This window comes from Azospirillum cavernae (assembly GCF_003590795.1).
GTDB classification, from domain to species: Bacteria; Pseudomonadota; Alphaproteobacteria; order Azospirillales; family Azospirillaceae; genus Azospirillum; species Azospirillum cavernae.
Genome location: NZ_QYUL01000001.1, coordinates 2,013,598 through 2,037,246, shown reverse-complemented (window position 1 = coordinate 2,037,246; position 23,649 = coordinate 2,013,598). Strand labels below are relative to the sequence as shown.

Sequence of the window (23,649 nt, the reverse complement as noted above, 5' to 3'; positions counted from 1 at the left end):
AGCGTGGTTGAGCCTCTGCGGCCCAGCGTTACAGCAGCCCGTCGGCCAGATCGGTGATCATCGCCGACAGGAACAGATCGACCATGACCAGCGCGGCGGCGGCCAGACCCGACAGATCCAGCGCCGTCCGCAGGACGAACCACTGGTAGGTCAGCATCGCCATCATCACGCCCAACACCAGCCCTTCCGACAGAAAGCCGGGAAGCAGGTCGCTGGCCGACAGGATCATCACCGGCAAATAGACCGCCATCTGGATGACCGCCGACCAGTTGTACGCGGTGACGGCGCCGGGGAACCGCTCCGCCTTGCCCAACAGGGTCAGGATGCGGTGCAGGGCCAGCGGAAAGGCCGTCCAACTGACGACATAGGCGATGGATTCGACGGTCAGCACCTGCAAGACGGGCGAATCATCCACCTGCCCCCACAGCCGGATCGCCAGCAGCAGGGCGTAGGCGGGCAGCACCAGCACGGCGGCGAAGAAAGAGGCCAAGGCCCCGTCTGGCGTGCGGTCGAAGCAGGAAAAGCCGCTGGGATCGAAACGGGCCAGCCGGTAGGCGCCGGTCAGCGCCGTCAGGATCGCGGTGGGGTTGGGCGGCATCGGCCTTGCCCCGCTCAGCCGTTGGATCCGGCGATGGACGCGGTGGGGCTGGTCAGGACGGGCAGGTTGGTGAAGACGCGCTGCAAAATCACCTCATAGATCGCCGACAGGCCGGTCAGATCGCTGACCAGCGTGTGCTCGTCCAGCTTGTGCATGGTCTGGCCGACCAGCCCGAATTCCACCACCGGGCAGAAATTCTTGATGAAACGCGCGTCCGACGTGCCGCCGGTCGTCGAGTATTCCGGGCGGCGTCCGGTCGCCGTCTCCACCGCCTCGGCGACCAGTTCGGTCAGCGGGCCGGGGGCGGTGAGGAAGGATTCGCCCGAGCAATGGATGTCCAGCTCATAGGCGCCGCCGACGGCGTCGAAACAGCCGCGCAGCCAGGATTCGATGCTGGCCGGGGTGTGGGCGTCGTTGAAGCGGATGTTGAAGGTCGCCTTGCCTTGGGCGGGAATGACGTTGGTGGCCGGGTTGCCGACGTCGATGGTGGTCAAGGCCAGGGTGGAGGGCTGGAAATGCGCCGTCCCCTCGTCCATCGGCTTTTCGGTGATGGCGGCCAGCATGCGGACCAGACGGGGCAGCGGGTTGTCGGCCAGATGCGGGTAAGCGGTGTGGCCCTGCGCGCCAAAGACGGTCAGATGGCCGGTCAGGCTGCCGCGCCGCCCGATCTTGATCATGTCGCCCAGCGCCTTGGGGTTGGTCGGCTCCCCCACCAGGCAGGCGTCCAGCGTCTCGCCGCGCGCGGCCAGCCAATCCAGAACCTTCTTGGTGCCGTTGATCGCCACGCCTTCCTCGTCGCCGGTGATGAGCAGGCTGATGGAGCCAGCGGGCGGGCCGTCCGCCGCCAGACGGCGCGACACGGCGGCGACGAAGGCGGCGATAGCCCCCTTCATGTCCACCGCGCCCCGGCCATAGAGCCGGTCGTTGTGGATGGTCCCGGCGAAGGGGTCGATGGACCAGCCCTTCAACTCGCCCGGCGGCACCACGTCGGTGTGACCGGCGAAGCAGAAATTCGGCCCTTCGGTCCCCAGGCGGGCGTACAGATTCTCGACCGGCGCCGTTCCCTCCTGCTCGAAACGCAGGCGATGGCAAACGAAGCCCAGCGGCGTCAAGGCGGCTTCCAGCACCCCCAACGCGCCATCGTCGCGCGGCGTGACGCTGGGGCAGCGGATCAGGTCTTGGGCAAGCGCGACGGCGTCGATGGTCATGATGGGTCCGGGATGGTCCGAAATCGGGGCTGGTCAACGATCAAAACCCCCTCCCCGAGACCGGAGAGGGGGGAAGGCGCGCGCGCGATCAGTCGCGCAGCAGGTCGTTGATCGCGGTCTTGGCGCGGGTCTTTTCGTCCACGCGCTTGATGATGACGCAGCAATACAGGCTCGGCCCCGGCGTGCCGTCGGGCAGCGGCTTGCCGGGCAGGTTGCCGGGGACCACCACCGAATAGGCCGGGACGCGGCCGACAAAGACCTCGCCGGTGTGGCGGTCGATGATCTTGGTGGAGGCGCCGATGTAGCAGCCCATCGACACCACAGCGCCGGTTTCGACGATCACGCCCTCGACGATTTCGGAGCGCGCGCCGATGAAGCAATTGTCTTCGATGATGACCGGATCGGCCTGCAACGGCTCCAGCACGCCGCCGATGCCGACGCCGCCTGACAGATGCACGTTCTTGCCGATCTGGGCGCAGGAGCCGACCGTCACCCAGGTGTCCACCATGGTGCCACTGTCAACATAGGCGCCGACATTGACGAAGCTGGGCATCAGGATGACGCCGGGGGCGATGTAGGAGGAGCGGCGGGCGATGGCGCCGGGCAGGGCGCGAAAACCGGCGGCCTGGAACTGGCCTTCGCTCCAGCCCTCGAACTTCGGCGGCACCTTGTCGAACCAGGAGGAGCCGCCGGGGCCGCCGGGGATCATTTCGTTGGCGTTCAGGCGGAAGGACAGGAGAACCGCCTTTTTCAGCCACTGATTGACTTTCCAGCCGCTTTCCGTCTTCTCGGCGACGCGCAGGTCGCCGGAATCAAGGGCGGACAGCGCCGCGTCCACGGCGGCGCGGACGTCGCCGGTGGTGGCGGTGTTCAGGCCGTCGCGGTTGTCCCAGGCGGCGTCGATGGTGGCTTGCAGGCTGGCGTTGCTCATGGCGCGGTCGTTCGGCTGTCGAAAATGGCAGGGACCGGCACCATGGAGCCGACCCGTTCGCCTGTCAACCAACCGGCTGCGACCATGCGTCGCCGTCTGGTCAGCCGCCGTTTGTTTGATGGAGGTTCGCCGTGTCCAGCCCGACCACCTGGGCCAGCCAGAGGGGCAGGTCGTCCACGCTGTGGTCGATGTGGATGCCGTCCTCCACCCCGGCGCGCTCGTAATCCTTCTCGCCGCGCAGCCACACCGTGGTCATGCCCAGCGCGTGGGCGGGGGCGAGGTTGCGGGCGATGTCCTCCACCATGCAGGCGCGGGACGGGTCGATGGCGTGGCGTTCGATCAAGGTCGCGTAGGGGCGGGGATCGGGTTTGGGGACGTAATCGGCGGCGGCGATGTCGAACACCGCCTCGAAGCGGTCAAGGATGCCCAGCCGCCCGGCGACATTTTCGGCGTGGCGGGTCGAGCCGTTGGTGTAGATGAGCTTGCGCCCCGGCAGCCGGTCCAGCGCCTGGGTCAGCAGGGGCGAGGGCTGCACGCCGCTGACGTCGATGTCGTGGACGTAATCCATATAGGCGACGGGATCGGCGCCATGCTCGACCATCAGGCCGCGCAGGGTGGTGCCATAGTCGCGGAAAAACCGCTTCTGCTGAATCCGCGCCTGATCGAACGGGATGTCGAACTGGTTGGCGATGAATTCGCTGATGCGCCGGTCCACCTGGGCGAACAGGTTGCACGAGGCGGGGTAAAGCGTGTTGTCGAGGTCGAAAATCCAAACCCCGGTGTCACGCAGCGCGGCAAGGCTGGCAAGTGCGGTCATGGCCCAAGAATGGAGCGCCGCCGCGCTGGCGGCAAGCCGCTTTGCGGGGATTTGCCCGTATGCGATGGTTGATTGAAGATTAACCAGCAAGGCGTTAGCATGTGACGTGCCGTGTTGGCTCGCACTTCTACGTTTTATCAGATATTGGTTTTTCCCGAAACGCGACCGTCGCCCGCGATCATCGAGACCACCACAGAGACCACCCGTGGATCTTATCTTGGCCACAGCGTCCGCTTCCGCCCATGACCCTGCCGGCACCGCCGCGCTGGTCGCCACGTACCCCGGCCCCGCCTTGCGCTTGGCCGAGGATATGACCGTGGCCGAGGTCAACGCGGAGGCGGAGGAGATGCTGGACAATGATCCGCGCTGGCTGCCGGATCTGCAATCCTGGCTGTCGGCGTCGAGCGTCGCGCCGGGGCTGCGGTCGGTCCCGGTCGAGTCGGCGCGCGGCATCATGATCGTCGAATGGGCCGGGGTGCCGCTGTCGGACGGCGGTTTCCTGCTGCTGGGCCGTGATGACACGCTGGAGCGGCAGTTGCGCCACACGCTGACCGAGTCGCGGCGGCGCTACAAGGATCTGGTCGAGGTGTCGTCCGATTTCGCCTGGGAAACCGGGCCGGATGGCGCCTTTGTCTTCGTCACCCACAAGGGCGCGCTGGGTTACGACGCGGACAGCCTGATTGGGCGCGATCCGCGCAGCCTCGCGCTGGACGAGTGGGGCGATTTGCCGCTGCCCTTCGACAGCCGCCGCCCGGTCGATCAAAGCGAGCTGTGGTTGAAGAGCGCGGACGGCGCCCCGGCTTGCGTGGTGGCGTCGGCCCTGCCGCTGTTCGGCTCGCAAGGCGAATGGTTGGGCGCGCGCGGCGTCTGCCGCGACGTGACCGACCAGGTGTTGCGGTCGGCGGAATTGGCGCGGGTGCGAAACCGCGAACGGCTGCTCGCCCACATCGTCCACACCCTGCGCGACCGGCTCGACGCGGTGGAGGCGCTGACGGTGGCGTCGGCTGAGACGGCTCGGGCGCTGAGCGCCGATGGTTGCCGGATTTATCGGGCGAGCGAGGCGCAAACGGATGGCGCGGTCGGCGCGGGCGGCGGTCTGGCTCTGGTGGCGGAGTTCGGCGCCGATCTGTCCGATGACAAGATGGGCGGGGAGGGCGCGTTGCAACCCCTGCTCGACCGCATCGCGGCGACCGACGGGGTGGTGGTCGCCAGCCTGGGCGATCTGTTGGTGATTGGCGAGCGGACGGAGCACCGACAGGCGCTGAACGGCGCGGTTCTGGTCTGGCGCGGCGACGATTCGGAACCGTGGGACGAGGAAGACCATCATCTGTTGTCCGGCGTGGCCGATCACATCGGCATCGCCCACGCCCATTTGGCCTATCAGGAGCGTTTGCGCCGTCTGTCGGAGCGCGACGGGCTGACCGGCCTGTTCAACCGCCGCACCTTCTTCGAGCGGCTGGAGGAAAGTCTGGCGCGGCCCGACAGCGGGGCCTCGGCCCTGCTGTACGTCGATCTCGACAATTTCAAGGCGGTCAACGACCTGCACGGCCACCAGCAGGGCGACACGGTGCTGAAGGCGATTGGCACGCTGCTGTCCACCGGGGTCCGGCCCGGCGATTTGCCGGGGCGTTTGGGCGGCGACGAGTTCGTGCTGTGGCTGGGCCGCGCCGACGAGGAGCAGGCCCGCCGGGTGGCCGACCGTCTGCTGTCGGGCATGATCGGTCTGGCGCATCTGTCGGCCAGCCCGGAAAAGCCCTTGGGCCTGTCCATCGGCATCGCCGTCCACGCGCCCGGACGGGGGGAATCCGTGCGTGAGTTGACGGATCGCGCCGACGCGGCCATGTATGCGGCGAAGAAAAGCGGCAAGGGGCATTACGCGTTGGCCCCGGCGCACCAACCCACCCCGTCCTCCACCCCCGTCGCGGAGACGTCGCCGTGACCTCGCGTCCTGAGCATCTCGACCCCGCTGATTACGAAGCCGCCAAGCAGATGGTGCGCAGCGCCGATCCGGCGGTGCGCCGGAAGGTGGCCGAGCATCCCAAGACGCGGCCCGAGCTGTTGTATTTTCTGGCCGCCGACGCGGCGGCGGAGGTGCGGCGCGCCATCGCCACCAACGCCGGAACGCCGCGTCAGGCCGACCTCATGCTCGCCAAGGACCGCGAGGTCATGGTGCGGCGGGCGGTCGCCCAGAAGATCGCCCGGCTGTTGCCGGAATTGTCGGCCAATCAGGCGGCGCAGATCGAAAAGCTGACGGTCGAGTGCCTGGAAACCCTGGCCCGCGATCAGGCCAGCGAGGTGCGCGGCATTCTGGCCGAGGCGCTGAAGGATCTGCCGAACGCCCCGCACGGCGTCATCAACACGCTGGCCCGCGACGTCGAGTTGTCGGTGTGCAGCCCGGTCCTGCTGAATTCGCCGATTCTGACCGACGAGGATCTGGCGGACATCATCCTGAAGGGGCCGGTGGCCGGAGCGATGACGGCCATCGCCAGCCGCCGCAACGTCTCGGCGTCGGTCGCCGACGCCATCGCCCGCTCCGACGACGAGGCGGCGGTGACGGCGCTGCTCGGCAACTCCTCGGCCCAGGTGCGGGAAGAGACGCTGGACCGCATCCTCGATCAGGCGCCGCAGCATGAGCCGTGGCACGCCCCGCTGGTTCGGCGCCCGCGTTTGCCCGCCCGCGCGGTGGCGCGGCTGGCCAGCTTTGTGGCGGATGGGTTGCTCAAGGTGCTGCAAGGCCGCGACGATCTCGACCCGGCGGCGGCCCGTGACTTGGCGGAAGCGGTGCGCCAGCGCGTCGGCAAGGCGGCGTCGGCGGGGAGTGGCGGCGCGGACGTCGTGCGCGGTCCGGTCGAGTTCGACGACGATTTGGTCGGCGGCGCGGCGGCGGGGCCGGAAAAGCCGGTGGAGCGTCCATCCGATCGCGCGGCGCGGCTGTTCAAGGAAGGCAAGCTGACCGAATCGGTGCTGGAAGGCTCGATGGTCGAAGGCGACCGCGCCTTTGTCCTGGCTGCTCTGGGCGAGTTGTCGCAAATTCCGGTGGCGATCATCGACCGCATCATCGGCACCCACGCGCCGCGCGCGGTGACGGCCTTGTGCTGGCGGGCTGGCCTGACCATGCGGTTCGCCCGGCAGGCCCAATTGCGGCTTGCTCAGATTCCGCCAAAAACCGCGCTGAACGCGCGGGATGGAACCTATTACCCGATGAGCGACGACGAGATGCGCTGGCAGCTTGAGTTCTTCGGGGTCGAGGAAAAGGCGTGACGGTCTCTTACCCTATGGGTTTTGCCATGCGCGTTTGGGTTCTGGCGTTCAGTCTGTGTCTGATGGTGGCGTCCGGCGCGGGCCTCGCCGCAACCCCGCCACGAGCGACGGCGGAAGAGCGCGAGGTCGCCGCCGCGTTCGACGCGGCCAAGGCCGCTTTGTCGAGCCAGCGCGGCGGCGACGCCGTGCCGCTGCTGTCGCGCGCGTCGGTCAAGGCGTTGGAGTCGGTGCGCGCCGCCGCCCGCGCGCCGGGGGATTCGGCGGTGGATCGGCTGGAACCGGCGGAACGCTTCGCCGCGATGGGCTTGCGGCGGTATCTGGGGCCGTCGGAGTTGCGGCGCATGTCGGTGGGCGACATCGCCGACCACGCGCTGAAACAGGGGTGGCTGGGGCCGAACATCATCGCGCGCAGCGCCTTGGGGCCGGTGCGGGTGAAGGGCGACCACGCGTCGGGGTTGCTGATGGTGGACAACCGCCCGGCGCTGGTGCCCGCCGACTTCGTGCGCGAGGGCGGGGCGTGGCGCATCGAACTGGCCAACGTGTTTTCCTTTGGCAGCCAGATGCTGAAGGGCTTCGCCGCGATGTCGGGCAAGAGCGAATCCGCCTACATCGCCGATCTGCTGGACAAGCTGCCCGCCGCCAAGCCGGGAATGATGAGGCGGTAGGTCGGCGCTATCCCCATAGGAATGTTGCGGCGAATCGAGCCTTTGCGTTAGGATTCCGCTGTGCACACGATCTGTTGGCGCCGACAATGACCATTCCCGATGGCGTTCCGTTTGACGCGCTGGACCTTCCGTCCGGCGGGTCGGCCATCGCCCCCCATCTTATCGCCGAATCGCCGCCGCCGCGACGCTTGCCTTGCGGCGTCCGTCTGCGGGACGCGGTGTTGGCGTTGGCCGCCGCACGGGGAACCGACGCCGGAGCCTTGGCGCTGGCGGCGCAGCTTCTGCTGCCGGACGGGGCCGATGATCCGGGGGAGAGCGACACGGAGGGGGCGGCGGTTCTGGTTCTGCGCGCGTCCGTTGGCGGCGATGACGCGGCGCTGCGCCGGGCGCTGGCCGCCGCCGTGGCTTTGGCGGATCCGGGCTTTCGCGTGATTCCCGCTGGCGACGTTGGGCGGTTGGAGGCGGCGGTCGAAACGCTGGGCTACCGCAACAAGACCTTGGCGCACGCGCTGAAACGCCTGTCCTTCCAACCGCTGGAGGGCCAGATCACTGAGGTGCGCGACGCGGCCTTGATGTTCGGCTTTCTCAGCGAATGGTGTTTCGACGAGGATCTGGTGCGGCGGCGCTTTCGTGAATTGGCGCCGGTCTATCACCCCGACACCGGCGTGGTGGCCTGCCGGGAGCGAATGGCGCAACTGATCGACGCGCGCAACATCCTGATCCACCATGTCCGCACCGTCTACGCCTCGGGCGCGTGGGTGGCGCGGCGGGCGTTGTAACCCCGCTCAGCGCGCCAAGCCGATGGCGTCCGCAATGTTGGCGTTTTCCAGCGTGGCCCCGTCCAGAGCCGCCCCGGTCAGATCGGCCCCGTTCAAATCGGCTTCGTTCAGGTTGGCGCCGCGCAGGTCGGCCCCGGCGAGGTTGGCGCCGGCCAGATTGGCCTTGTGCAGGTCGGCGTTGCGCAGAATCGCCATGCCCAGCCGGGCGCGCTGGAGGTTGGCGCGCCAGACATGCCCGCTCATCGTCTGGATGTGAACGGGGCCGAGCTGCGCCCCGGTCAAATTGGCCCCGGTCAGTGTCGCCCGCTCCAGATTCACCCCGCGCAGATCGGCGTCGGTAAAATTGACCTTGCGCAGATCGGCCAGCGACAGATCGGCGATGGCCATCGACACGCCGGTCAGCGTCGCGCCGCGCAGCGTGATGCATTGCAGGATGGCGGCGGACAGATTGACGCCGTCCAGCGCGCGGCCCGACAGATCCAGCGCCGACAGATCGGCGCGCGTGCCGGATTTGCCGCCGCTGTCGATCCAGGACAGATGTTCGGTCAGCAGGTTGCGCAGGTCGTCGTCGGGATTTTCCAGCGCCTTGGCCAGCACCGCCGCCTGAAGGTTGGGCGCGCGCAGTTGCGCGGCGTCGAGAATCGCCCCGATCATCGTCGCGCCGCTGAAATTGGTGCGGTTGATGGCGCAGCCGGTCATCACCGCGCCCGACAGCTTGGCCCCCGACAGGTTGGCCTCCGTCAGGTCGGCGTCGGTCAGATCGCAGCCGGTCAGGTTGGAGCCGGTCAGATTGGCCCGCATGAATTTGGTGCCGCGCAGCACCGCGTCGGTCAGGTCGGTCTGCATGACGAAGGCGTTGGCGATCTTGGCCCGCGACAGGTCGGCCCCGCGAATGGTCGCCGCCGTCAATTCCGAGGTCAGGACCGAGTCCTCATACTGATGCGCGCTCATCTCGCCGCTGGCGCTGTAGTGAAGGAGCGTGCCGTCGCGCAGATCGACCTCGACCATCGACGCCTCGCTCAACACCGCGCCGCGCAGGCAGGCCCCGCGCAGATCGGCCCGGCGCAGGTCGGCCCGCTCCAGATTGGCCAGCCGCAGATCGGCGGCGTAGAGGTTGGCGTTCGACAGGTTGGCCCCGGTCAGCCGGGCGCTGAACAGCTTGGCCCCCGACAAATCAGCGTCAGACAAATCGATGCCCGACAGATCCAAATTCGACAGGTCGCGCATCTTCAGGCTGGCGCGCACGCCGCCGGGCTGGCTTTTGCGGAACGCCAGATGGCGCATGAGAATCGCGTTCAACTGACTCTGGGTCAGCTTGGTGCGCGGCGTGTTGGACCCGAAGCCCTGGGCGGTCGACATCGCCGGATACCCTCTTTCGTGTAGCGGCTTAGAATGAAAGGAATACGCCAAAAAACAGTTAAGGATCGTAAAGGTGTCAAAAAACTTTCCTCCGGCAACCCGCGCGTTTCAAGACTGTTTTTGTCGGTGTTGACTCAGACGCCCCGCTTCTCTATGGTCCGCCGACCTGTCTTCCGCCAAGCCGATAGACCGGGCGCCTCGACCCTGAGTCGGGTGTCTCCGCCAGTCCGCGAATGTCGCGCACTGGCGCTTTTGCGCTTGTGCGGTGATGGAAACGTTGTTGTGGGATCGATTGCCTGATGTTTGAAGGTTTGACCGGACGCCTGGGCGACATCTTCGACAAGCTGCGCCGCCGTGGCGCGCTGACCGAGGAAGACGTCTCCGCCGCCTTGCGCGAAGTGCGCGTGGCGTTGCTGGAGGCTGACGTCGCTTTGCCGGTGGTCAAGCAGTTCGTCGCTCAGGTGAAGGAACGCGCCGTCGGCGTCGAGGTTCTGCGCTCCATCTCCCCCGGCCAGCAGGTCATCAAGATCGTCCACGACAACCTCGTGGAAATGCTGGGCGAGGGCGTCGAGATCAATCTGAACGCCGCCGCCCCGGTGCCGATCCTGATGGTCGGCCTGCAAGGCTCCGGCAAGACCACCAGCACCGCCAAGATCGCGCTGCGCCTGAAGACCAAGGACCGCAAGAAGGTCCTGATGGCCTCGCTGGACGTCCGCCGTCCCGCCGCGCAAGAGCAGTTGAAGATTCTGGGCGAGCAGGTCGGCGTCGCCACCTTGCCCGTCATTCCCGGCCAGGATCCCGTGACCATCGCCAAGCGCGCGATGGAGACCGGGCGGCTGGAAGGCTACGACGTCGTCATGCTCGACACCGCCGGTCGCCTGTCGATCGACGAGGAGCTGATGGCGGAGGTCGCGGCGGTCCGCGACGCCACCAACCCGGTGGAAACCCTGCTGGTCGCCGACGCGATGACCGGCCAGGACGCTGTGACGGTCGCCACCAATTTCAACGACAAGGTCGGCATCACCGGCATCATGCTGACCCGCGTCGATGGCGACGCGCGCGGCGGCGCCGCGTTGTCGATGCGTCAGATCACCGGCAAGCCGATCAAGCTGCTGGGCGTCGGCGAAAAGATCGACGCGCTGGAGCCGTTCCACCCCGACCGGGTCGCCGGTCGCATTCTGGGCATGGGCGACGTCGTGTCGCTGGTCGAGAAGGCGGTGGAAACCATCGACAAGGACGAGGCTGAAAAGCTCGCCCGCAAGATGGAGAAGGGCCAGGGCTTCGACCTCGACGACATGGCGATGCAGCTCAAGCAACTCCGCAAGATGGGCGGCATGTCCGGCCTGATGGGGATGCTGCCCGGCATCGGCAAGATCAAAGAGCAGATGAAGGGCGCCAACATCGACGACGGCCTGATTAAGCGTCAGGAAGCGATCATTTCGTCGATGACCAAGGCCGAACGCAAGAATCCTGAACTCATCAAGGCGTCGCGCCGCAAGCGCATCGCCGCCGGGTCCGGCACCTCGGTGCAGGAGGTCAACAAGCTGCTGAAGCAGTTTGAAGGCATGCGCGGCATGATGAAACAGGTGCAAAAGATGGGCAAGAAGGGGCTGATGCGCCACGGGCTGCAAAGCCTTCTGCCAAAGAATTTCCGGGGGCCGTTCTAAGCCCCCGTGAAGAGGACCCGCGCGATTCGCGCAGTGACGTCAACGTTCTAACAGGAAAGTGTTTCGACTCATGTCTCTCAAGATTCGTCTGGCTCGTGGTGGCGCCAAGAAGCGTCCGTTCTACGCGATCGTTGTCGCCGACGCCCGCAGCCCGCGTGATGGCCGTTTCATCGAGAAGATCGGCACCTACAACCCGATGCTGCCGCGCGAAAGCGACCAGCGCATCGTGCTCGACGTTGAGCGCGCCAAGCATTGGTTGTCGGTTGGCGGTCAGCCGACCGACCGCGTGGCCCTGTTCTTCGCCAACGCCGGCCTGATCGAGAAGCCCGTCCAGCGCGAGACGCCGAAGAAGTCGGCTCCGAAGGCCAAGGCGCAAGAGCGTCTGAAGGCCGAGGCCGCCGCTCGCGCCGCCGCCGAAGCCTGATAAGACCGAATGTCGGGCGATCCTTCGATGACCAGCAAGCTTTGCGTCGGCCAATTCGCGGGATCGCATGGTGTTCGGGGCCTGGTGAAGCTGCGCAGCTTCACCCAGGATCCCGCCGATGTGGCGGCCTATGGGCCGCTCGTCGACGACACCGGCGCCCGTCTGTTTAAGGTGACGCTTCAGGGCAAGGCCAAGGATCTGTTCCTGGCCAAGGTCGATGGCGTCACCACCCGTGAACAGGCCCAGGCGCTGGCCGGTGTGCGCCTTCATGTGGATCGCGCGGCTTTGCCGGAGACGGAGGACGACGATTCGTTCTATCACGCCGACCTGATTGGTCTGCGGGCGGAACGGGCCGACGGCAGCCTCTATGGCACGGTCAAGGCGATCTATGATTTTGGGGGCGGCGACGTCCTGGAAATCCGAGTCGGTTCGGGCGCTTTGGAGATGTTGCCCTTCTCCAAAGCCTGCGTGCCGGTGGTGGATGTCCGGGGCGGGCGAATCATCGTCGATCTGCCGACCGTCGTCGAGGCCCGCGAGGGTGACGAAGACGGCAGCGAAGGGGGCGATGAGGCCGCTGAGGATGGCGGCGGGGGGCTGGAGCCGTGAATCACGGCGCCGAAGGCTCGCTGCTCTGGACCGTCAAGGTTCTGACGCTGTTCCCGGAGATGTTTCCGGGGCCGCTTGGCCAAAGTTTGGCCGGGAAAGCGTTGGAAAATGGAGTCTGGGCGCTGGAATCAGTGGACATTCGCTCGTTCGCGCGCGATAAACACCGCTCCGTCGATGATACCCCCTTTGGCGGAGGGGCTGGCATGGTCATGCGGCCCGACGTGCTCGACGCGGCGTTGACCGCGACGGCCGGACCTGTGGGAGCGCCGGGGCGCGGCAAGGCAATTTATTTGTCGCCGCGCGGTCGGGTGCTGAACCAGGAACTGGTGAAGGAGTTGGCGGCCACCCCGGTGGTGACGCTGCTTTGTGGCCGGTACGAAGGGGTGGATGAGCGGGTCCTGGACGCGCACGACCTTGAGGAAGTGAGCCTCGGGGATTTTGTGCTGTCTGGCGGCGAACCCGCCGCGCTGTGCCTGATCGACGCGGTGGTGCGCTTGCTCCCCGGCGTCATGGGCAACGTGGCGACGGCGGGGGAAGAGAGTTTCGAGCGGGGATTGCTGGAGTATCCCCACTACACCCGACCGTCGGTCTGGACCGATGGGCAGGGTGTGGAGCGCGTGGTTCCGGATGTTCTGATGTCCGGCCACCACGAAAAGGTAAGAGCCTGGCGGCTTGCCGAGGCGGAGCGGATCACAGAGGCCCGGCGACCGGACCTGTGGTCGCTCTACGAGGCGGAGCGCCGGGCGCGGGACGCGAGTGTTACGAACAAGGGTCGACGGCAGGTTCGCCGGCGCGATCCGAAACCGGAGTGACGGTCCGCCGCGAGGCGCGCCGAATGAAAAGGATAGTGCTATGAACCTGTTGCAGCAGATCGAGCAGGAACAGATCGAAAAGGCCCTCGGTGGCAAGACCATTCCCGCTTTCTCGCCGGGCGACACCGTCCGCGTGAACGTGAAGGTCGTCGAAGGCACGCGCGAGCGCGTCCAGGCCTATGAGGGCGTTGTGATCGCCCGCAAGAACGCCGGCGTGAACTCTTCGTTCACCGTCCGCAAGATCAGCTACGGCGAAGGCGTGGAGCGTGTGTTCCCGCTGTACTCCCCGCGCATCGACTCGCTGGAGCTGATCCGCAAGGGCGACGTCCGTCGCGCCAAGCTGTACTATCTGCGCGATCGTCGCGGCAAGTCGGCTCGCATCTCCGAGCGCACGACCGGCCACGGGATCACCCCGCGCGTCAGCAAGAAGGCCGTTGCCGCCGCCGAATAAGGCGGGCCAGCGTCTTTCGCAGGTTCATCACGCCAACGCCCGGAACCGTCCGGGCGCTGGTCAGTCCCATCATCGTTCTTTGAGGAGTAGGCGCCATGAAGCGCACGTTCCAGCCCAGCAACATCGTGCGCAAGCACCGTCATGGTTTCCGCGCCCGCATGGCGACCGTTGGCGGTCGCAAGGTCATCGCCCGCCGCCGTGCGCGCGGTCGCAAGGTCCTGAGCGCCTAAGTCCGCCATGACGGCGCCGGACCGCGCGGTCGGGCGCCTGATGCGCCGGCCGGAGTTTCTGGCCGTGGCTGGGACACGGCGCAAGCATGTGGCGCCCGGCCTGATCCTCCAGGTGCGTCGGCACGACGAACGACAGCGGCCCGCCCCCGGCGAGCCGCTTGTTCGCGTTGGGCTGACGGCAAGCCGCAAGGTCGGCAACGCGGTGGTGCGCAATCGCGCCCGCCGCCGTTTGCGTGAGGCGGCCCGACAGATTCTTCCCGTCTTCGCGACCCCTGGGCATGATTTTGTCCTGGTGGCGCGCGCCGCCACGGCGGAACGTCCGTGGACCGACCTGATCGGCGATCTCACCGCCGGGCTGAAGCGGCTTGGCCTGTGGGTGGAGCCGCCCGCCCCGGTCGTCCTGCCGGACGAATCGGACGTTGGGCCTGTGGACGCCGCCCCGGACGCCGCCCCATGAGTCCGCTGGCCCATGGGCTGCGCGCGCTGGTCTATCTCTATCGCTGGACGCTGTCGCCCTTCGTCGGCTGGCATTGCCGTTTTCAGCCAACCTGCTCCTGCTACGCCATCGAGGCGTTGGAAAAGCATGGGGCCATCCGTGGCGGATGGCTGACGCTGCGCCGCCTCGGGCGCTGTCATCCCTGGGGCGGATCGGGCTATGACCCTGTGCCGGGGCCTGTGACCAACGCCTCAACGGGCGGGCGAGGGCAGGCGGCTGTTGCCGCGCCGCGCGAAAACCCGTAATCAAGGCCGCGCACACGCCGCCCTTCTTCAAAGGCCTCACGGCAACCGGGACGCCATGAACGACCAACGCAACCTCATCCTCGCGATTGCCCTGTCGATCGCCATCCTGCTCGGCTTTCAGTATTTTTACGAAAAGCCACGGATGGACCAGCAGAAGCAACTCGCCGCCCAGCAGGCCGCGCAGGCGGAACTTTTGGCGCCCAAGCCGGTTCCCGGGGCCATTCCTGGCGGGCCGACGCTCCCCGGTCAGGTTCCCGGCACGGTGTCGGAACTCACCAAGGACCGCGCCGCCCTGGTGGCCGAGCAGGTCGCCGCCGGCGCCCGGGTGAAGATCGACACGCCGTCGCTGCACGGCTCGATCAACCTGCAAGGCGGTCGGATCGACGATCTGACGCTGGCGACCTATCACGAGACGCCCGACCCCAAGAGCGCGGAAATCGTGCTGCTGGCCCCGGCGGGAACGCCGCAGGCCTATTACGCCGAATTCGGCTGGGTGCCGGAAGACCGCGCCATCGCCATCCCCAGCGACAAGACGCTGTGGACCGCCTCGGGCGCGGCGCTGACTCCGGCGCAGCCGCTGACGCTGACCTGGGACAACGGCCAGGGGCTGCTGTTCACCCGGATGGTCGCGGTGGACGCCAACTACATGTTCACGGTGACGCAGACGGTGCGCAACACCGGCGCGGCCCCGGTCCGCCTGATGCCCTACAGCCTGGTGTCGCGCAGCGGCACGCCGCAGACCTCGGGCTATTACATTCTGCATGAAGGCCCGCTCGGCGTGTTCAACGGCAAGCTGGACGAGCAGAAATACGAGGATGTCCGCAAGACCGGAACCATCGCCAAGGACACCACCGGCGGCTGGATCGGCATCACCGACAAATATTGGCTGGTCTCGCTGGTCCCCGACCAGAAGGAAAAGGTCACGGCGCGCTACGTCCACACCGTGGTGGCCAACACCGACCGCTATCAGGCCGACACGCTGGGCGCGGTGGTCGAGGTGGCGCCGGGCGCGTCGGTCGAGCAGACCGGGCGTCTGTTCGCGGGCGCCAAGCAGGTCAATCTGCTGGACGACTACGCCGAGAAGCTGGGCATCACCAACTTCGATCTGGCGATTGATTTCGGCTGGTTCTACTTCCTGACCAAGCCCTTCTTCTACGCGCTGGATTTCTTTGCCCGCGTGATCGGCAATTTCGGTCTGGCCATCTTGATGCTGACCATCTGCGTCAAGGCCGTCTTCTTCCCGCTCGCCAACAAGTCCTATCAGGCGATGAGCAAGATGAAGGCGCTCCAGCCGAAGATGCAGGAGCTGCGTGAGAAGTTCGGCGACGATCAGGCCCGGATGAATCAAGAGCTGATGGCCATGTACAAGCGCGAGAAGGTCTCGCCGGTGTCGGGCTGTCTGCCGATCATCATCCAGATTCCGGTGTTCTTCTCGCTCTACAAGGTGCTGTTCGTGACCATCGAAATGCGGCACGCGCCGTTCTTCGGTTGGATCCATGATCTGTCCTCGCCCGATCCGACGACCATCTTCAACCTGTTCGGCCTGATCCCCTGGGATCCCCCCGCCATGCTGCATCTCGGCCTGTGGCCGATCATCATGGGCGTGACCATGTGGCTCCAGCAAAAGATGAACCCGGCGCCGCCCGACCCGGTGCAGCAGAAGGTCTTCCAGTTCCTGCCCATCGTCTTCACCTTCATGCTGGCGGGCTTCCCCGCCGGTCTGGTGATCTACTGGGCCTGGAACAACCTGCTGTCGGTGTTGCAGCAATGGACCATCATGCGCCGCATGGGCGTGAAGGTCTGATCCTTCGACTGATCGCCTGACATGACCGCCGGTAAACGTTCCCCTTGACGGACGTTTTCCGGCGGTTATGTTTTTGCGATGCATGATCTGTTCATCAAGCGGGCGGCGATGAAATCCATCGCCCGTCAAATCCCGGCGATCCGCAACCAGATGATGACGGACCTTGACGCGTTGGCGGCCAACCCCGACGACGCGGCGCTTGATGTGGAGGCCATCGTCGGAACCGGGTATTTGCGGCTGAAATTCCGCAACCCGGCCCGTGCGTTTCGGGCGATCTTCACGCGGGATGATGGGGTGCGCGTCATCGACGTGATGGCGGTCGAACCCAGGGGTCAAGCCTACGACGTCAGGAGGCTGCAACGATGACTGTGCAGTTCATTGCCGACAAGGACGGCAAGACCGAATACGCGGTCGTTCCCATCGCCGAATTCGAGGCGTTGCGCGCCCGCGCGATGGATCAAGGCGACATCCGCGCCGCCCTGGACGCCGAGGATGACGAGGATCTGCCCTGGGCGATGGCCCGTCGGTTGATCGAGGGGGAGCCGCCGCTGCGGGTCTGGCGCGAGCATCGCGGCCTGACCCAGGCCGATCTTGCCGCCGCCGCCAGCCTCACCGCCAGCTATGTGTCCCAAATCGAAGCCGGGCGGAAAAGCCCGACCGTTGATGTTTACCGCGCGTTGGCGGCGGCGCTTGGCGTCACCGTCGATGACCTGCTTCTGCAACCGAAAGCGTTCCCATGACCAACCCGACCAGCTCCGGCCCGACCAAGCCCAGCATCATTTCCGGTTTTGACGAGGCGGCGTTGGAGGCCGGGCGGCTGCTGTTCGCCAAGGAGTGCGATTTCGTCTGGGGGGCCGACGCGCTGAACCAGTTGCCGGAAGCCGATCTGCCGGAGGTCGCCTTCGCCGGGCGCTCAAACGTCGGGAAATCGAGTCTGGTCAACGCGCTGACCGGGCGCAAGACGCTGGCCCGCACCTCCAACACGCCGGGCCGCACCCAGCAGCTCAATTTCTTCAATCTGGGCAACCGGCTGAAGCTGGTGGACATGCCGGGTTACGGCTACGCCAAGGAATCGAAGGAAAAGGTCGAGGCCTGGAACCACATGGTCCGCCGTTTCCTGCGCGGGCGCGTCACCATGCAGCGGGCCTTGGTTCTGGTCGATTCGCGTCATGGGCTGAAGCCCAACGACGAGGAGATCATGGAGATGCTCGACCGCACCGCCGTGCCTTACGTCGTCGTGCTGACCAAGATCGACAAGGTGAAGCCGAACGAACTCGACGCCGTGCGCAAGGCGACCGAGGCGGCCTTGAAAAAGCACCCGGCGGCCTTCCCGGAAATTCACGTCACCAGCTCGGAAAAAAACATCGGCATCGCCGAGTTGCGGGCCAGCCTCGCCACGCTCGCCGCTGAATGACGCCATGCCGACGGTGACGCTAACCCCGGCGCTGCTGTTTCTGGCGCAGGCGCTGTTGCTGATCGCCGGGCCGTTTCTGGTTTGGCGGTTGGCCGGGGCGCGCCATGTCGCGCCGATGGTGGTCATCCAGATTTTGGCCGGGATCGCGCTTGGCCCCTCGCTGCTCGGGCGGCTGGCCCCTGATCTGTGGGCGACTTTGTTCGCGCCTGCGGCCTTGGCCCCTTTGTCCGGCCTGGCTCTGTTGGCCGTGCTGTTTTTCGCCTTTTTGACCGGGCTGCACCTCGACCCCGCCGAGTTTCGCGGGCGGGGCCGGGCCTTCGCTGCGGTGGCGTTGTCGAGCATGGCCGTGCCGACGCTGGTCGGGCTGGGGCTGGGCTGGTGGTTGGCCGGGGCCTATCCCGGCATGGCCGGGCCGCGCGCCACGCCGGGGCTGTTCGCCGCCGGATTCGGCATTTGCGTCGGCGTCACCGCGCTGCCGGTTTTGGGGGCGATCCTGCGCGAAATGGGGCTGTTGGGCGACCGGATTGGGCGCTTGGCGCTGGGCTACGCCGCCGTCAACGACGCGCTGCTGTGGCTGCTCATCACCGGAGTACTGGCCTGGGCGGCGGGCGGCTCCGGCGGGGTTGAGGCGATCGCCGGGGTGGCGGTGTTGGGCTTCGCCTATGTCGGCGTGACCGAACTGGTCGCCCGTCCGGTTCTGGCCCGGCTGATGGCGCGCGTGGCCCCCGGCGGGGAGATCGGCGACATGGCGGTGGTCGTCACCTGCGCCGCGCTGCTGGCCTCGGCGGCGATCACCGAGATGATCGGGCTGCATTACATTCTGGGGGCCTTCGTCGCGGGAACCGCCATGCCCCGGCGGTTGGCGGCGGCGATTCTGGCGCGATTGGAGCATTTCTCCACCCTGATCCTGCTGCCCTTCTTCTTCACCCTGACCGGGCTGAAGGTCGATCTGGATCTGGGCGACTCGTCGCAATGGGCGGTGTTTGGGTTGGCGAGCGCGGCGACGCTGGTCGGCAAGATGGCGGGAACGGCGATTCCCGCCCGTTTGACCGGGGAACGCTGGGTTGACGCCCTGCGGCTGGGCGCGCTGATGCCCTGCAAGGGGTTGATGGAGGTCATCGTGCTGACCATTCTGTTGGAGGCGGGCGTGCTGTCGAACGCCTGTTTTTCCGCGATGGTGTTGATGGCGGTGGCGGTGACGGCGCTGACCCAGCCGATGACCCGGCTGGCGGAGCGCTGGGCGGCCCTTGCCGTTCATGACCAAAAAATTGCCCTCTAGGCAACGGCGTGGGCTTTCCGTTAAAGAAGCCCCACTGTCCATCCCGACAAAGGGAACCTGCCGTGTCGAACACGACCCGTGACGAGTGGCTGACCAAGGCCCGCACCCTGTCCGAGGCGCTGCCCTACATGCGCCGCTACGCCGGAAGCACCTTCGTCATCAAGTATGGCGGTCACGCCATGGGCGACGCTGCCCTGGCCGAGCTGTTCGCCCGCGACATCGTTCTGCTGAAGCAGGTCGGCATCAACCCGGTGGTCGTCCATGGCGGCGGCCCGCAGATCGGCCAGATGCTCGACCGTCTGAAAATCCAGTCGAGCTTCATCGACGGCCTGCGCGTCACCGACAAGGCGACGGTCGAGGTGGTCGAAATGGTTCTGGCCGGGTCGATCAACAAGCAGATCGTCGCCGCCATCAACAGCGCGGGCGGCCGCGCCGTCGGCCTGTCGGGCAAGGACAGCAACCTCATCACCGCCCGCCGGTTGGAGCGCGTGCACCGCGACCCCGACAGCCACATCGAGCAGGTCCTCGACCTCGGCTTCGTCGGCGAGCCGCACAAGGTCAACCCGGAGATCCTCAACGCGCTCGCCAAGTCGGACATCATCCCGGTGATCGCGCCGGTCGGCTTTGACGAAAAGGGCGACACCTACAACATCAACGCCGACACGGCGGCGGGCGCCGTCGCGGCGGAGTTGAAGGCGGCGCGCTTCTTCCTGCTGACCGACGTCGCGGGCGTGCTCGACAAGGACAAGAAGCTGATCGACACGATGACGCTGGATCAGGCGCGCGCGGCCATCGCCGACGGCACCGCGTCGGGCGGCATGATCCCGAAGATCGAAACCTGCGTCGACGCCGTCGAAAAGGGCGTCGACGCGGCGGTGATTCTGGATGGTCGGGTGCCGCACGCCCTGCTGCTGGAGATCTTCACCGAAGGCGGCGTCGGCACCCTGATCGGGCGGGAGTGACCGCCTATATTGGGGAGTAGACCCCGAAGAGCCGACGAGAGCGCCCGATGACCGACCCGCGTGAGGAACTGCTCCGCCAGATCAAGGCCATCCGTGACAAGATGGATCCCAAACTGGTGGAGCGCGCCAAGCTGGCGGTGTTCGGCAAGGTGCCCTACGACAGCGCCAACGCCAAGGAGGCGGTGGGCCATTTTCTGGACGCCCGCGACGATGGCGGGGCGTTCCGGCGGAAATTGGCCCAGGCGCTGAAGGCGGAAGGGGCGGGGCTGGATCTGGAGCCGCCGCCCGCCGCGCCGCCGACTACGCCGCCGGTCAAGCCCCGGCGGGGTGGACGGATGACGTAGGCGAGGGGGCTTTCACCGCAACCACCGCCCCCCAACCAGAGGAGCGCCGCCCGTGCTGCACGTGTTTGTCAACGACGGCGGTCTGCTGCGCTGGGACAAGGCGGCGGACGCCGCGTTGGGGCCGCTGCCCGACTCCGTCGTTTGGATCGACCTGCTGAATCCGACGCCCGCCGAATTGGCGCGGGTCGAGGCGATGGTCGGCGTGCCGCTGCCCACCCGCGAGCAGATGGCGGAAATCGAAGAATCAAGCCGTCTGCGCGTCGTCAATGGCATCCTGTCCTTGACGGTGATGGCTCTGGTTTGGGCGGACACCGACGAGCCGCGTTTGACGGCGGTTGGCTTTGTGCTGGCCGGGCGCTGTTTGGTCACGGTCCACCACATCGACCCCAAGGCGTTCCTGGCCTTCCGCCGCAAGGTCAGCCACGCCCCGATTCCGCTGGCGACCGCCGAGTCGGTGATGGGGGCGCTGGTCGATGGCCTGATCGACCGCACCGCCGCCGTCCTGCGCCGGGCCGGTGTGGAGTTGGACACCATCAACCGCCGCGCCTTCCGGGGACCGTCCTTGCCCCGGCGCGGCGAAGTGATGGACGATTCGGGAACCCTGAAACGCATCGGCAACACCGGCCATCTGGTCGGCAAGGCCCATGTCAGTTTGGCCAGCGTGATTCGCATGCTGGAATTCTTGTCCAGCAACGAGGGCTGGAACACCCGAAAGCCGACCCGCCGCTGGGCGCGCACCGCGTTGCAGGACGCCACCGGCTTGGACGAGTATAGCGCCTTTCTGTCGTCCAAAGTGGCGCTGTTGCTCGACAGCACGCTGGGCCGGATCAACGTCGAGCAGAACGAGATCGTCAAGATCGTCTCGATCATCACCGTGTTGCTGTTCCCGCCGACCCTGGTGGCGAGCGTCTGCGGCATGAATTTTTCGTGGATGCCGGGATCGGACGAATCCTTCGGCTACCCGTCGGCCCTGCTGCTGATGCTTCTGTCGGCGCTGCTGCCGATGATTTTCGTCCGGCTGCGCCGCTGGCTGTAAAGCGCCCTTTGTTCGACTCCGCGATCATCCGCGCCGCAGGGCAATTGCTTGAACTATCGAAGGCTGATGAAGCCCCTCTCCCCTCGCGGGAGAGGGGTTGGGGTGAGGGGGAAAGGGAACCTTCCCGGCCCAATTGGGCCGGGCCGCACCCCTCATCCCAACCCTTCTCCCGCAAGGGGAGAAGGGCTTTCTCCGATGCGCAATCGTTCAAGCGATTGTCCTGATTCTCGCCGCTTTCCTTTGACAGCGGGCGCAGGCCTGTGCACCATCGCGGCCATTCCAGGGGGGTCCCGACAAGGGGCTGAGATATCAACGGCGGGCCGTTTCGGCGTCCGGCAGCGTGATGACCCTTTGAACCTGATCCGGGTCATGCCGGCGAAGGGAGGGAACACGCGATGGGGCCGCTTTTGGCGGCCCGGTTGGTCCGCTCACAAGACCCCCCATCCGCGATCCATCGCCTCCGTCTGTCCCGGGTTTGTCCGCCCATCTGTCAGACGGAGAAACCCCGTGCCAAAAGATTTCGATCAAGCCGTCCACCCGATCACGACCGGCCCGCTGGCCGCGTCGCGCAAGCGCTATGTGTCGAGCAGCCGCTTTCCCGGCCTGCGCGTCGCCCTGCGGGAAATTTGCCTGGGCGGCGGCGAGCCGCCCTTGACCGTCTATGACCCGTCCGGTCCCTACACCGATTCGTCGGTCCACATCGACGTGCGCAAGGGGTTGGAGGCGCTGCGCCGTGACTGGATCATCAGCCGCCGCGACGTTGAGCCGACCGAGGGCGGCGCGCTGCGCGGCAAGCCCGGCGTCGCCGTCACCCAGATGGCCTACGCGCGGGCCGGGATCGTCACGGCGGAGATGGACTACATCGCCATCCGTGAGAATCTCGGGCGGCTGGCCGCGCTGGAAACGCCGCGCGACGGCGAGGATTTCGGCGCCTCAATCCCCGATTTCGTCACGCCGGAGTTTGTCCGCGACGAGGTGGCGCGCGGGCGGGCGATCATTCCGTCCAACATCAACCACCCGGAATCCGAACCGATGATTATCGGGCGGAACTTCCTGACCAAGATCAACGCCAACATCGGCAACTCCGCCGTCACCTCGTCGATCGAGGAGGAGGTGGAGAAAATGGTGTGGGCGATTCGCTGGGGCGCCGACACCGTGATGGATCTGTCCACCGGGGCCGACATTCACCAGACCCGCGAATGGATCCTGCGCAACGCCCCGGTTCCCATCGGCACCGTGCCGATCTATCAGGCGCTGGAAAAGGTGAATGGAAAGGCCGAGGATCTGACCTGGGAGCTGTTCCGCGACACGCTGATCGAACAGGCCGAGCAGGGGGTGGATTACTTCACCATCCACGCCGGTTTGCGGCTGGCCCACATCCCGCTGACCGCCAAGCGCGTGACCGGCATCGTGTCGCGCGGCGGCTCGATCATGGCGAAATGGTGCCTGTCGCACCATCGCGAGAATTTCCTCTACGACCATTTCCCGGAGATCGTCGAGCTGTGCCGTCGCTATGACGTTGCGCTGTCGCTGGGCGACGGCCTGCGTCCGGGCAGCCAGGCCGACGCCAACGACGCCGCGCAATTCGCCGAGTTGGAGACGCTGGGCGAATTGACCAAGGTGGCGTGGGAACGCGACGTCCAGGTGATGATCGAGGGGCCGGGCCATGTGCCGCTGCACAAGATCAAGCACAATGTGGACAAGCAACTGGCGCTGTGCGGCGAGGCCCCCTTTTACACGCTGGGGCCGTTGGTGACGGACATCGCGCCCGGCTATGACCACATCACCAGCGCCATTGGCGCGGCGATGATCGGCTGGTTCGGCACGGCCATGCTCTGCTACGTCACGCCCAAGGAGCATTTGGGGTTGCCCGACCGCGACGACGTCAAGGCCGGGGTGATCGCCTACAAGATCGCCGCCCACGCCGCCGATCTGGCCAAGGGCCATCCGGGGGCGCGGCTGCGCGACGACGCCATGTCGCGGGCGCGCTTCTCCTTCCGCTGGCGCGATCAGTTCGCCTTGGCGCTTGACCCTGACACGGCGGAAGCCTTCCACGACGAAACGCTTCCGGCGGAAGGGGCGAAGACCGCGCATTTCTGTTCGATGTGCGGGCCGAAATTCTGCTCGATGAAGATCACGCAGGAAATCCGCGACGCCGCTGAATCCGGCATGGCGGAGATGGCCGAGAAGTTCCGCGCCTCGGGCGGGGACATCTATCAGCCGCAGGCGTAACGGCAAACGACCGGGGCGGCGAATGTCGC

Annotated in this window: 26 protein-coding genes and 1 riboswitch; of the genes, 21 read left to right on the top strand and 5 right to left on the bottom strand. The window is 66.6% G+C overall.

Annotation, left to right across the window (positions count from 1 at the left end; genetic code table 11):
- Positions 1-28: 28 nt before the first annotated feature.
- The 4 genes from D3877_RS09365 to D3877_RS09350 form a co-directional block, all read right to left on the bottom strand.
- Positions 29-598, bottom strand: coding sequence for a hypothetical protein (locus tag D3877_RS09365; protein ID WP_119830336.1), 570 nt, complete (start codon positions 596-598; stop codon positions 29-31).
- Between the two features lie 14 nt (positions 599-612).
- Positions 613-1,806, bottom strand: a complete 1,194-nt coding sequence (gene dapE, locus D3877_RS09360; protein ID WP_119830335.1) for a succinyl-diaminopimelate desuccinylase — start codon at positions 1,804-1,806, stop codon at positions 613-615.
- Positions 1,807-1,894: 88 nt separating this feature from the next.
- The gene (gene dapD / locus D3877_RS09355; protein ID WP_119830334.1) at positions 1,895-2,737 is read right to left on the bottom strand and encodes a 2,3,4,5-tetrahydropyridine-2,6-dicarboxylate N-succinyltransferase; all 843 of its coding nucleotides are present in this window, start codon (positions 2,735-2,737) and stop codon (positions 1,895-1,897) included.
- A gap of 100 nt (positions 2,738-2,837) precedes the next feature.
- Entirely contained in the window at positions 2,838-3,554 is a 717-nt protein-coding gene (locus D3877_RS09350; RefSeq protein ID WP_119830897.1) for a pyrimidine 5'-nucleotidase, read from the bottom strand.
- A gap of 205 nt (positions 3,555-3,759) precedes the next feature.
- Between D3877_RS09350 and D3877_RS09345 the strand changes: the two genes are divergently transcribed.
- From D3877_RS09345 to D3877_RS09330, 4 genes are all read left to right on the top strand, one after another.
- Positions 3,760-5,493, top strand: coding sequence for a sensor domain-containing diguanylate cyclase (locus D3877_RS09345; protein ID WP_238474802.1), 1,734 nt, complete (start codon positions 3,760-3,762; stop codon positions 5,491-5,493).
- Entirely contained in the window at positions 5,490-6,815 is a 1,326-nt protein-coding gene (locus tag D3877_RS09340) for a DUF2336 domain-containing protein (protein ID WP_238474801.1), read from the top strand. Before D3877_RS09345 ends, D3877_RS09340 begins: the two co-directional genes overlap by 4 nt.
- A gap of 26 nt (positions 6,816-6,841) precedes the next feature.
- Positions 6,842-7,480 carry a hypothetical protein gene (locus D3877_RS09335; RefSeq protein ID WP_119830894.1) on the top strand — a complete coding sequence of 213 codons (639 nt, stop codon included), beginning with the start codon at positions 6,842-6,844 and terminating at the stop codon, positions 7,478-7,480.
- Between the two features lie 86 nt (positions 7,481-7,566).
- Entirely contained in the window at positions 7,567-8,259 is a 693-nt protein-coding gene (locus tag D3877_RS09330) for a J domain-containing protein (protein ID WP_119830333.1), read from the top strand.
- Between the two features lie 6 nt (positions 8,260-8,265).
- Here the strand turns inward: D3877_RS09330 and D3877_RS09325 are convergent, their stop codons facing one another.
- Positions 8,266-9,618, bottom strand: a complete 1,353-nt coding sequence (locus D3877_RS09325) for a pentapeptide repeat-containing protein (protein ID WP_119830332.1) — start codon at positions 9,616-9,618, stop codon at positions 8,266-8,268.
- Between the two features lie 299 nt (positions 9,619-9,917).
- On the opposite strand from D3877_RS09325, the gene ffh reads away from it, so the two are divergent.
- The 17 genes from ffh (at position 9,918) to thiC (ending at position 23,620) form a co-directional block, all read left to right on the top strand.
- Entirely contained in the window at positions 9,918-11,285 is a 1,368-nt protein-coding gene (ffh, locus tag D3877_RS09320; protein ID WP_119830331.1) for a signal recognition particle protein, read from the top strand.
- A 70-nt stretch (positions 11,286-11,355) separates the two neighbouring features.
- Positions 11,356-11,709 carry a 30S ribosomal protein S16 gene (gene rpsP, locus D3877_RS09315; protein WP_119830330.1) on the top strand — a complete coding sequence of 118 codons (354 nt, stop codon included), beginning with the start codon at positions 11,356-11,358 and terminating at the stop codon, positions 11,707-11,709.
- 27 nt (positions 11,710-11,736) lie between these two features.
- Positions 11,737-12,315: a ribosome maturation factor RimM gene (gene rimM / locus D3877_RS09310; RefSeq protein ID WP_119830893.1), complete on the top strand. Its 579-nt coding sequence runs from the start codon at positions 11,737-11,739 to the stop codon at positions 12,313-12,315.
- Entirely contained in the window at positions 12,312-13,127 is an 816-nt protein-coding gene (trmD, locus tag D3877_RS09305; protein WP_119830329.1) for a tRNA (guanosine(37)-N1)-methyltransferase TrmD, read from the top strand. The genes rimM and trmD overlap by 4 nt, the downstream gene beginning before the upstream one ends.
- Positions 13,128-13,167: 40 nt before the next feature.
- A complete protein-coding gene (rplS, locus tag D3877_RS09300; protein ID WP_119830328.1) occupies positions 13,168-13,578 on the top strand; it encodes a 50S ribosomal protein L19 in 411 nt (136 codons plus the stop codon).
- Between the two features lie 95 nt (positions 13,579-13,673).
- Positions 13,674-13,808 carry a 50S ribosomal protein L34 gene (gene rpmH / locus D3877_RS09295; protein WP_085555993.1) on the top strand — a complete coding sequence of 45 codons (135 nt, stop codon included), beginning with the start codon at positions 13,674-13,676 and terminating at the stop codon, positions 13,806-13,808.
- A gap of 7 nt (positions 13,809-13,815) precedes the next feature.
- Entirely contained in the window at positions 13,816-14,265 is a 450-nt protein-coding gene (gene rnpA, locus D3877_RS09290) for a ribonuclease P protein component (RefSeq protein WP_119830327.1), read from the top strand.
- A complete protein-coding gene (gene yidD, locus D3877_RS09285) occupies positions 14,262-14,549 on the top strand; it encodes a membrane protein insertion efficiency factor YidD (protein ID WP_238474799.1) in 288 nt (95 codons plus the stop codon). Before rnpA ends, yidD begins: the two co-directional genes overlap by 4 nt.
- Before the next feature lie 55 nt (positions 14,550-14,604).
- Complete coding sequence (yidC, locus tag D3877_RS09280; RefSeq protein ID WP_119830326.1) at positions 14,605-16,353, top strand: membrane protein insertase YidC; 1,749 nt, start codon at positions 14,605-14,607, stop codon at positions 16,351-16,353.
- A 78-nt stretch (positions 16,354-16,431) separates the two neighbouring features.
- Positions 16,432-16,719, top strand: a complete 288-nt coding sequence (locus D3877_RS09275) for a type II toxin-antitoxin system RelE family toxin (RefSeq protein ID WP_119830325.1) — start codon at positions 16,432-16,434, stop codon at positions 16,717-16,719.
- Positions 16,716-17,093 carry a helix-turn-helix domain-containing protein gene (locus tag D3877_RS09270; RefSeq protein ID WP_119830324.1) on the top strand — a complete coding sequence of 126 codons (378 nt, stop codon included), beginning with the start codon at positions 16,716-16,718 and terminating at the stop codon, positions 17,091-17,093. The genes D3877_RS09275 and D3877_RS09270 overlap by 4 nt, the downstream gene beginning before the upstream one ends.
- A complete protein-coding gene (gene yihA, locus D3877_RS09265; RefSeq protein ID WP_119830323.1) occupies positions 17,090-17,767 on the top strand; it encodes a ribosome biogenesis GTP-binding protein YihA/YsxC in 678 nt (225 codons plus the stop codon). Before D3877_RS09270 ends, yihA begins: the two co-directional genes overlap by 4 nt.
- A gap of 4 nt (positions 17,768-17,771) precedes the next feature.
- Positions 17,772-19,046: a cation:proton antiporter domain-containing protein gene (locus D3877_RS09260; protein WP_119830322.1), complete on the top strand. Its 1,275-nt coding sequence runs from the start codon at positions 17,772-17,774 to the stop codon at positions 19,044-19,046.
- 62 nt (positions 19,047-19,108) lie between these two features.
- Complete coding sequence (gene argB / locus D3877_RS09255; RefSeq protein ID WP_119830321.1) at positions 19,109-20,008, top strand: acetylglutamate kinase; 900 nt, start codon at positions 19,109-19,111, stop codon at positions 20,006-20,008.
- 47 nt (positions 20,009-20,055) lie between these two features.
- On the top strand, positions 20,056-20,352 hold the full coding sequence (locus tag D3877_RS09250; protein ID WP_119830320.1) for a hypothetical protein: 297 nt from the start codon (positions 20,056-20,058) through the stop codon (positions 20,350-20,352).
- Positions 20,353-20,404: 52 nt separating this feature from the next.
- Positions 20,405-21,388, top strand: coding sequence for a CorA family divalent cation transporter (locus D3877_RS09245; protein ID WP_119830319.1), 984 nt, complete (start codon positions 20,405-20,407; stop codon positions 21,386-21,388).
- Positions 21,389-21,659: 271 nt separating this feature from the next.
- Positions 21,660-21,789, top strand: a riboswitch (TPP riboswitch).
- Between the two features lie 106 nt (positions 21,790-21,895).
- Positions 21,896-23,620 (top strand): phosphomethylpyrimidine synthase ThiC, encoded by a 1,725-nt coding sequence (gene thiC, locus D3877_RS09240; protein WP_119830318.1) that lies wholly within the window; start codon positions 21,896-21,898, stop codon positions 23,618-23,620.
- Positions 23,621-23,649: the final 29 nt, after the last annotated feature.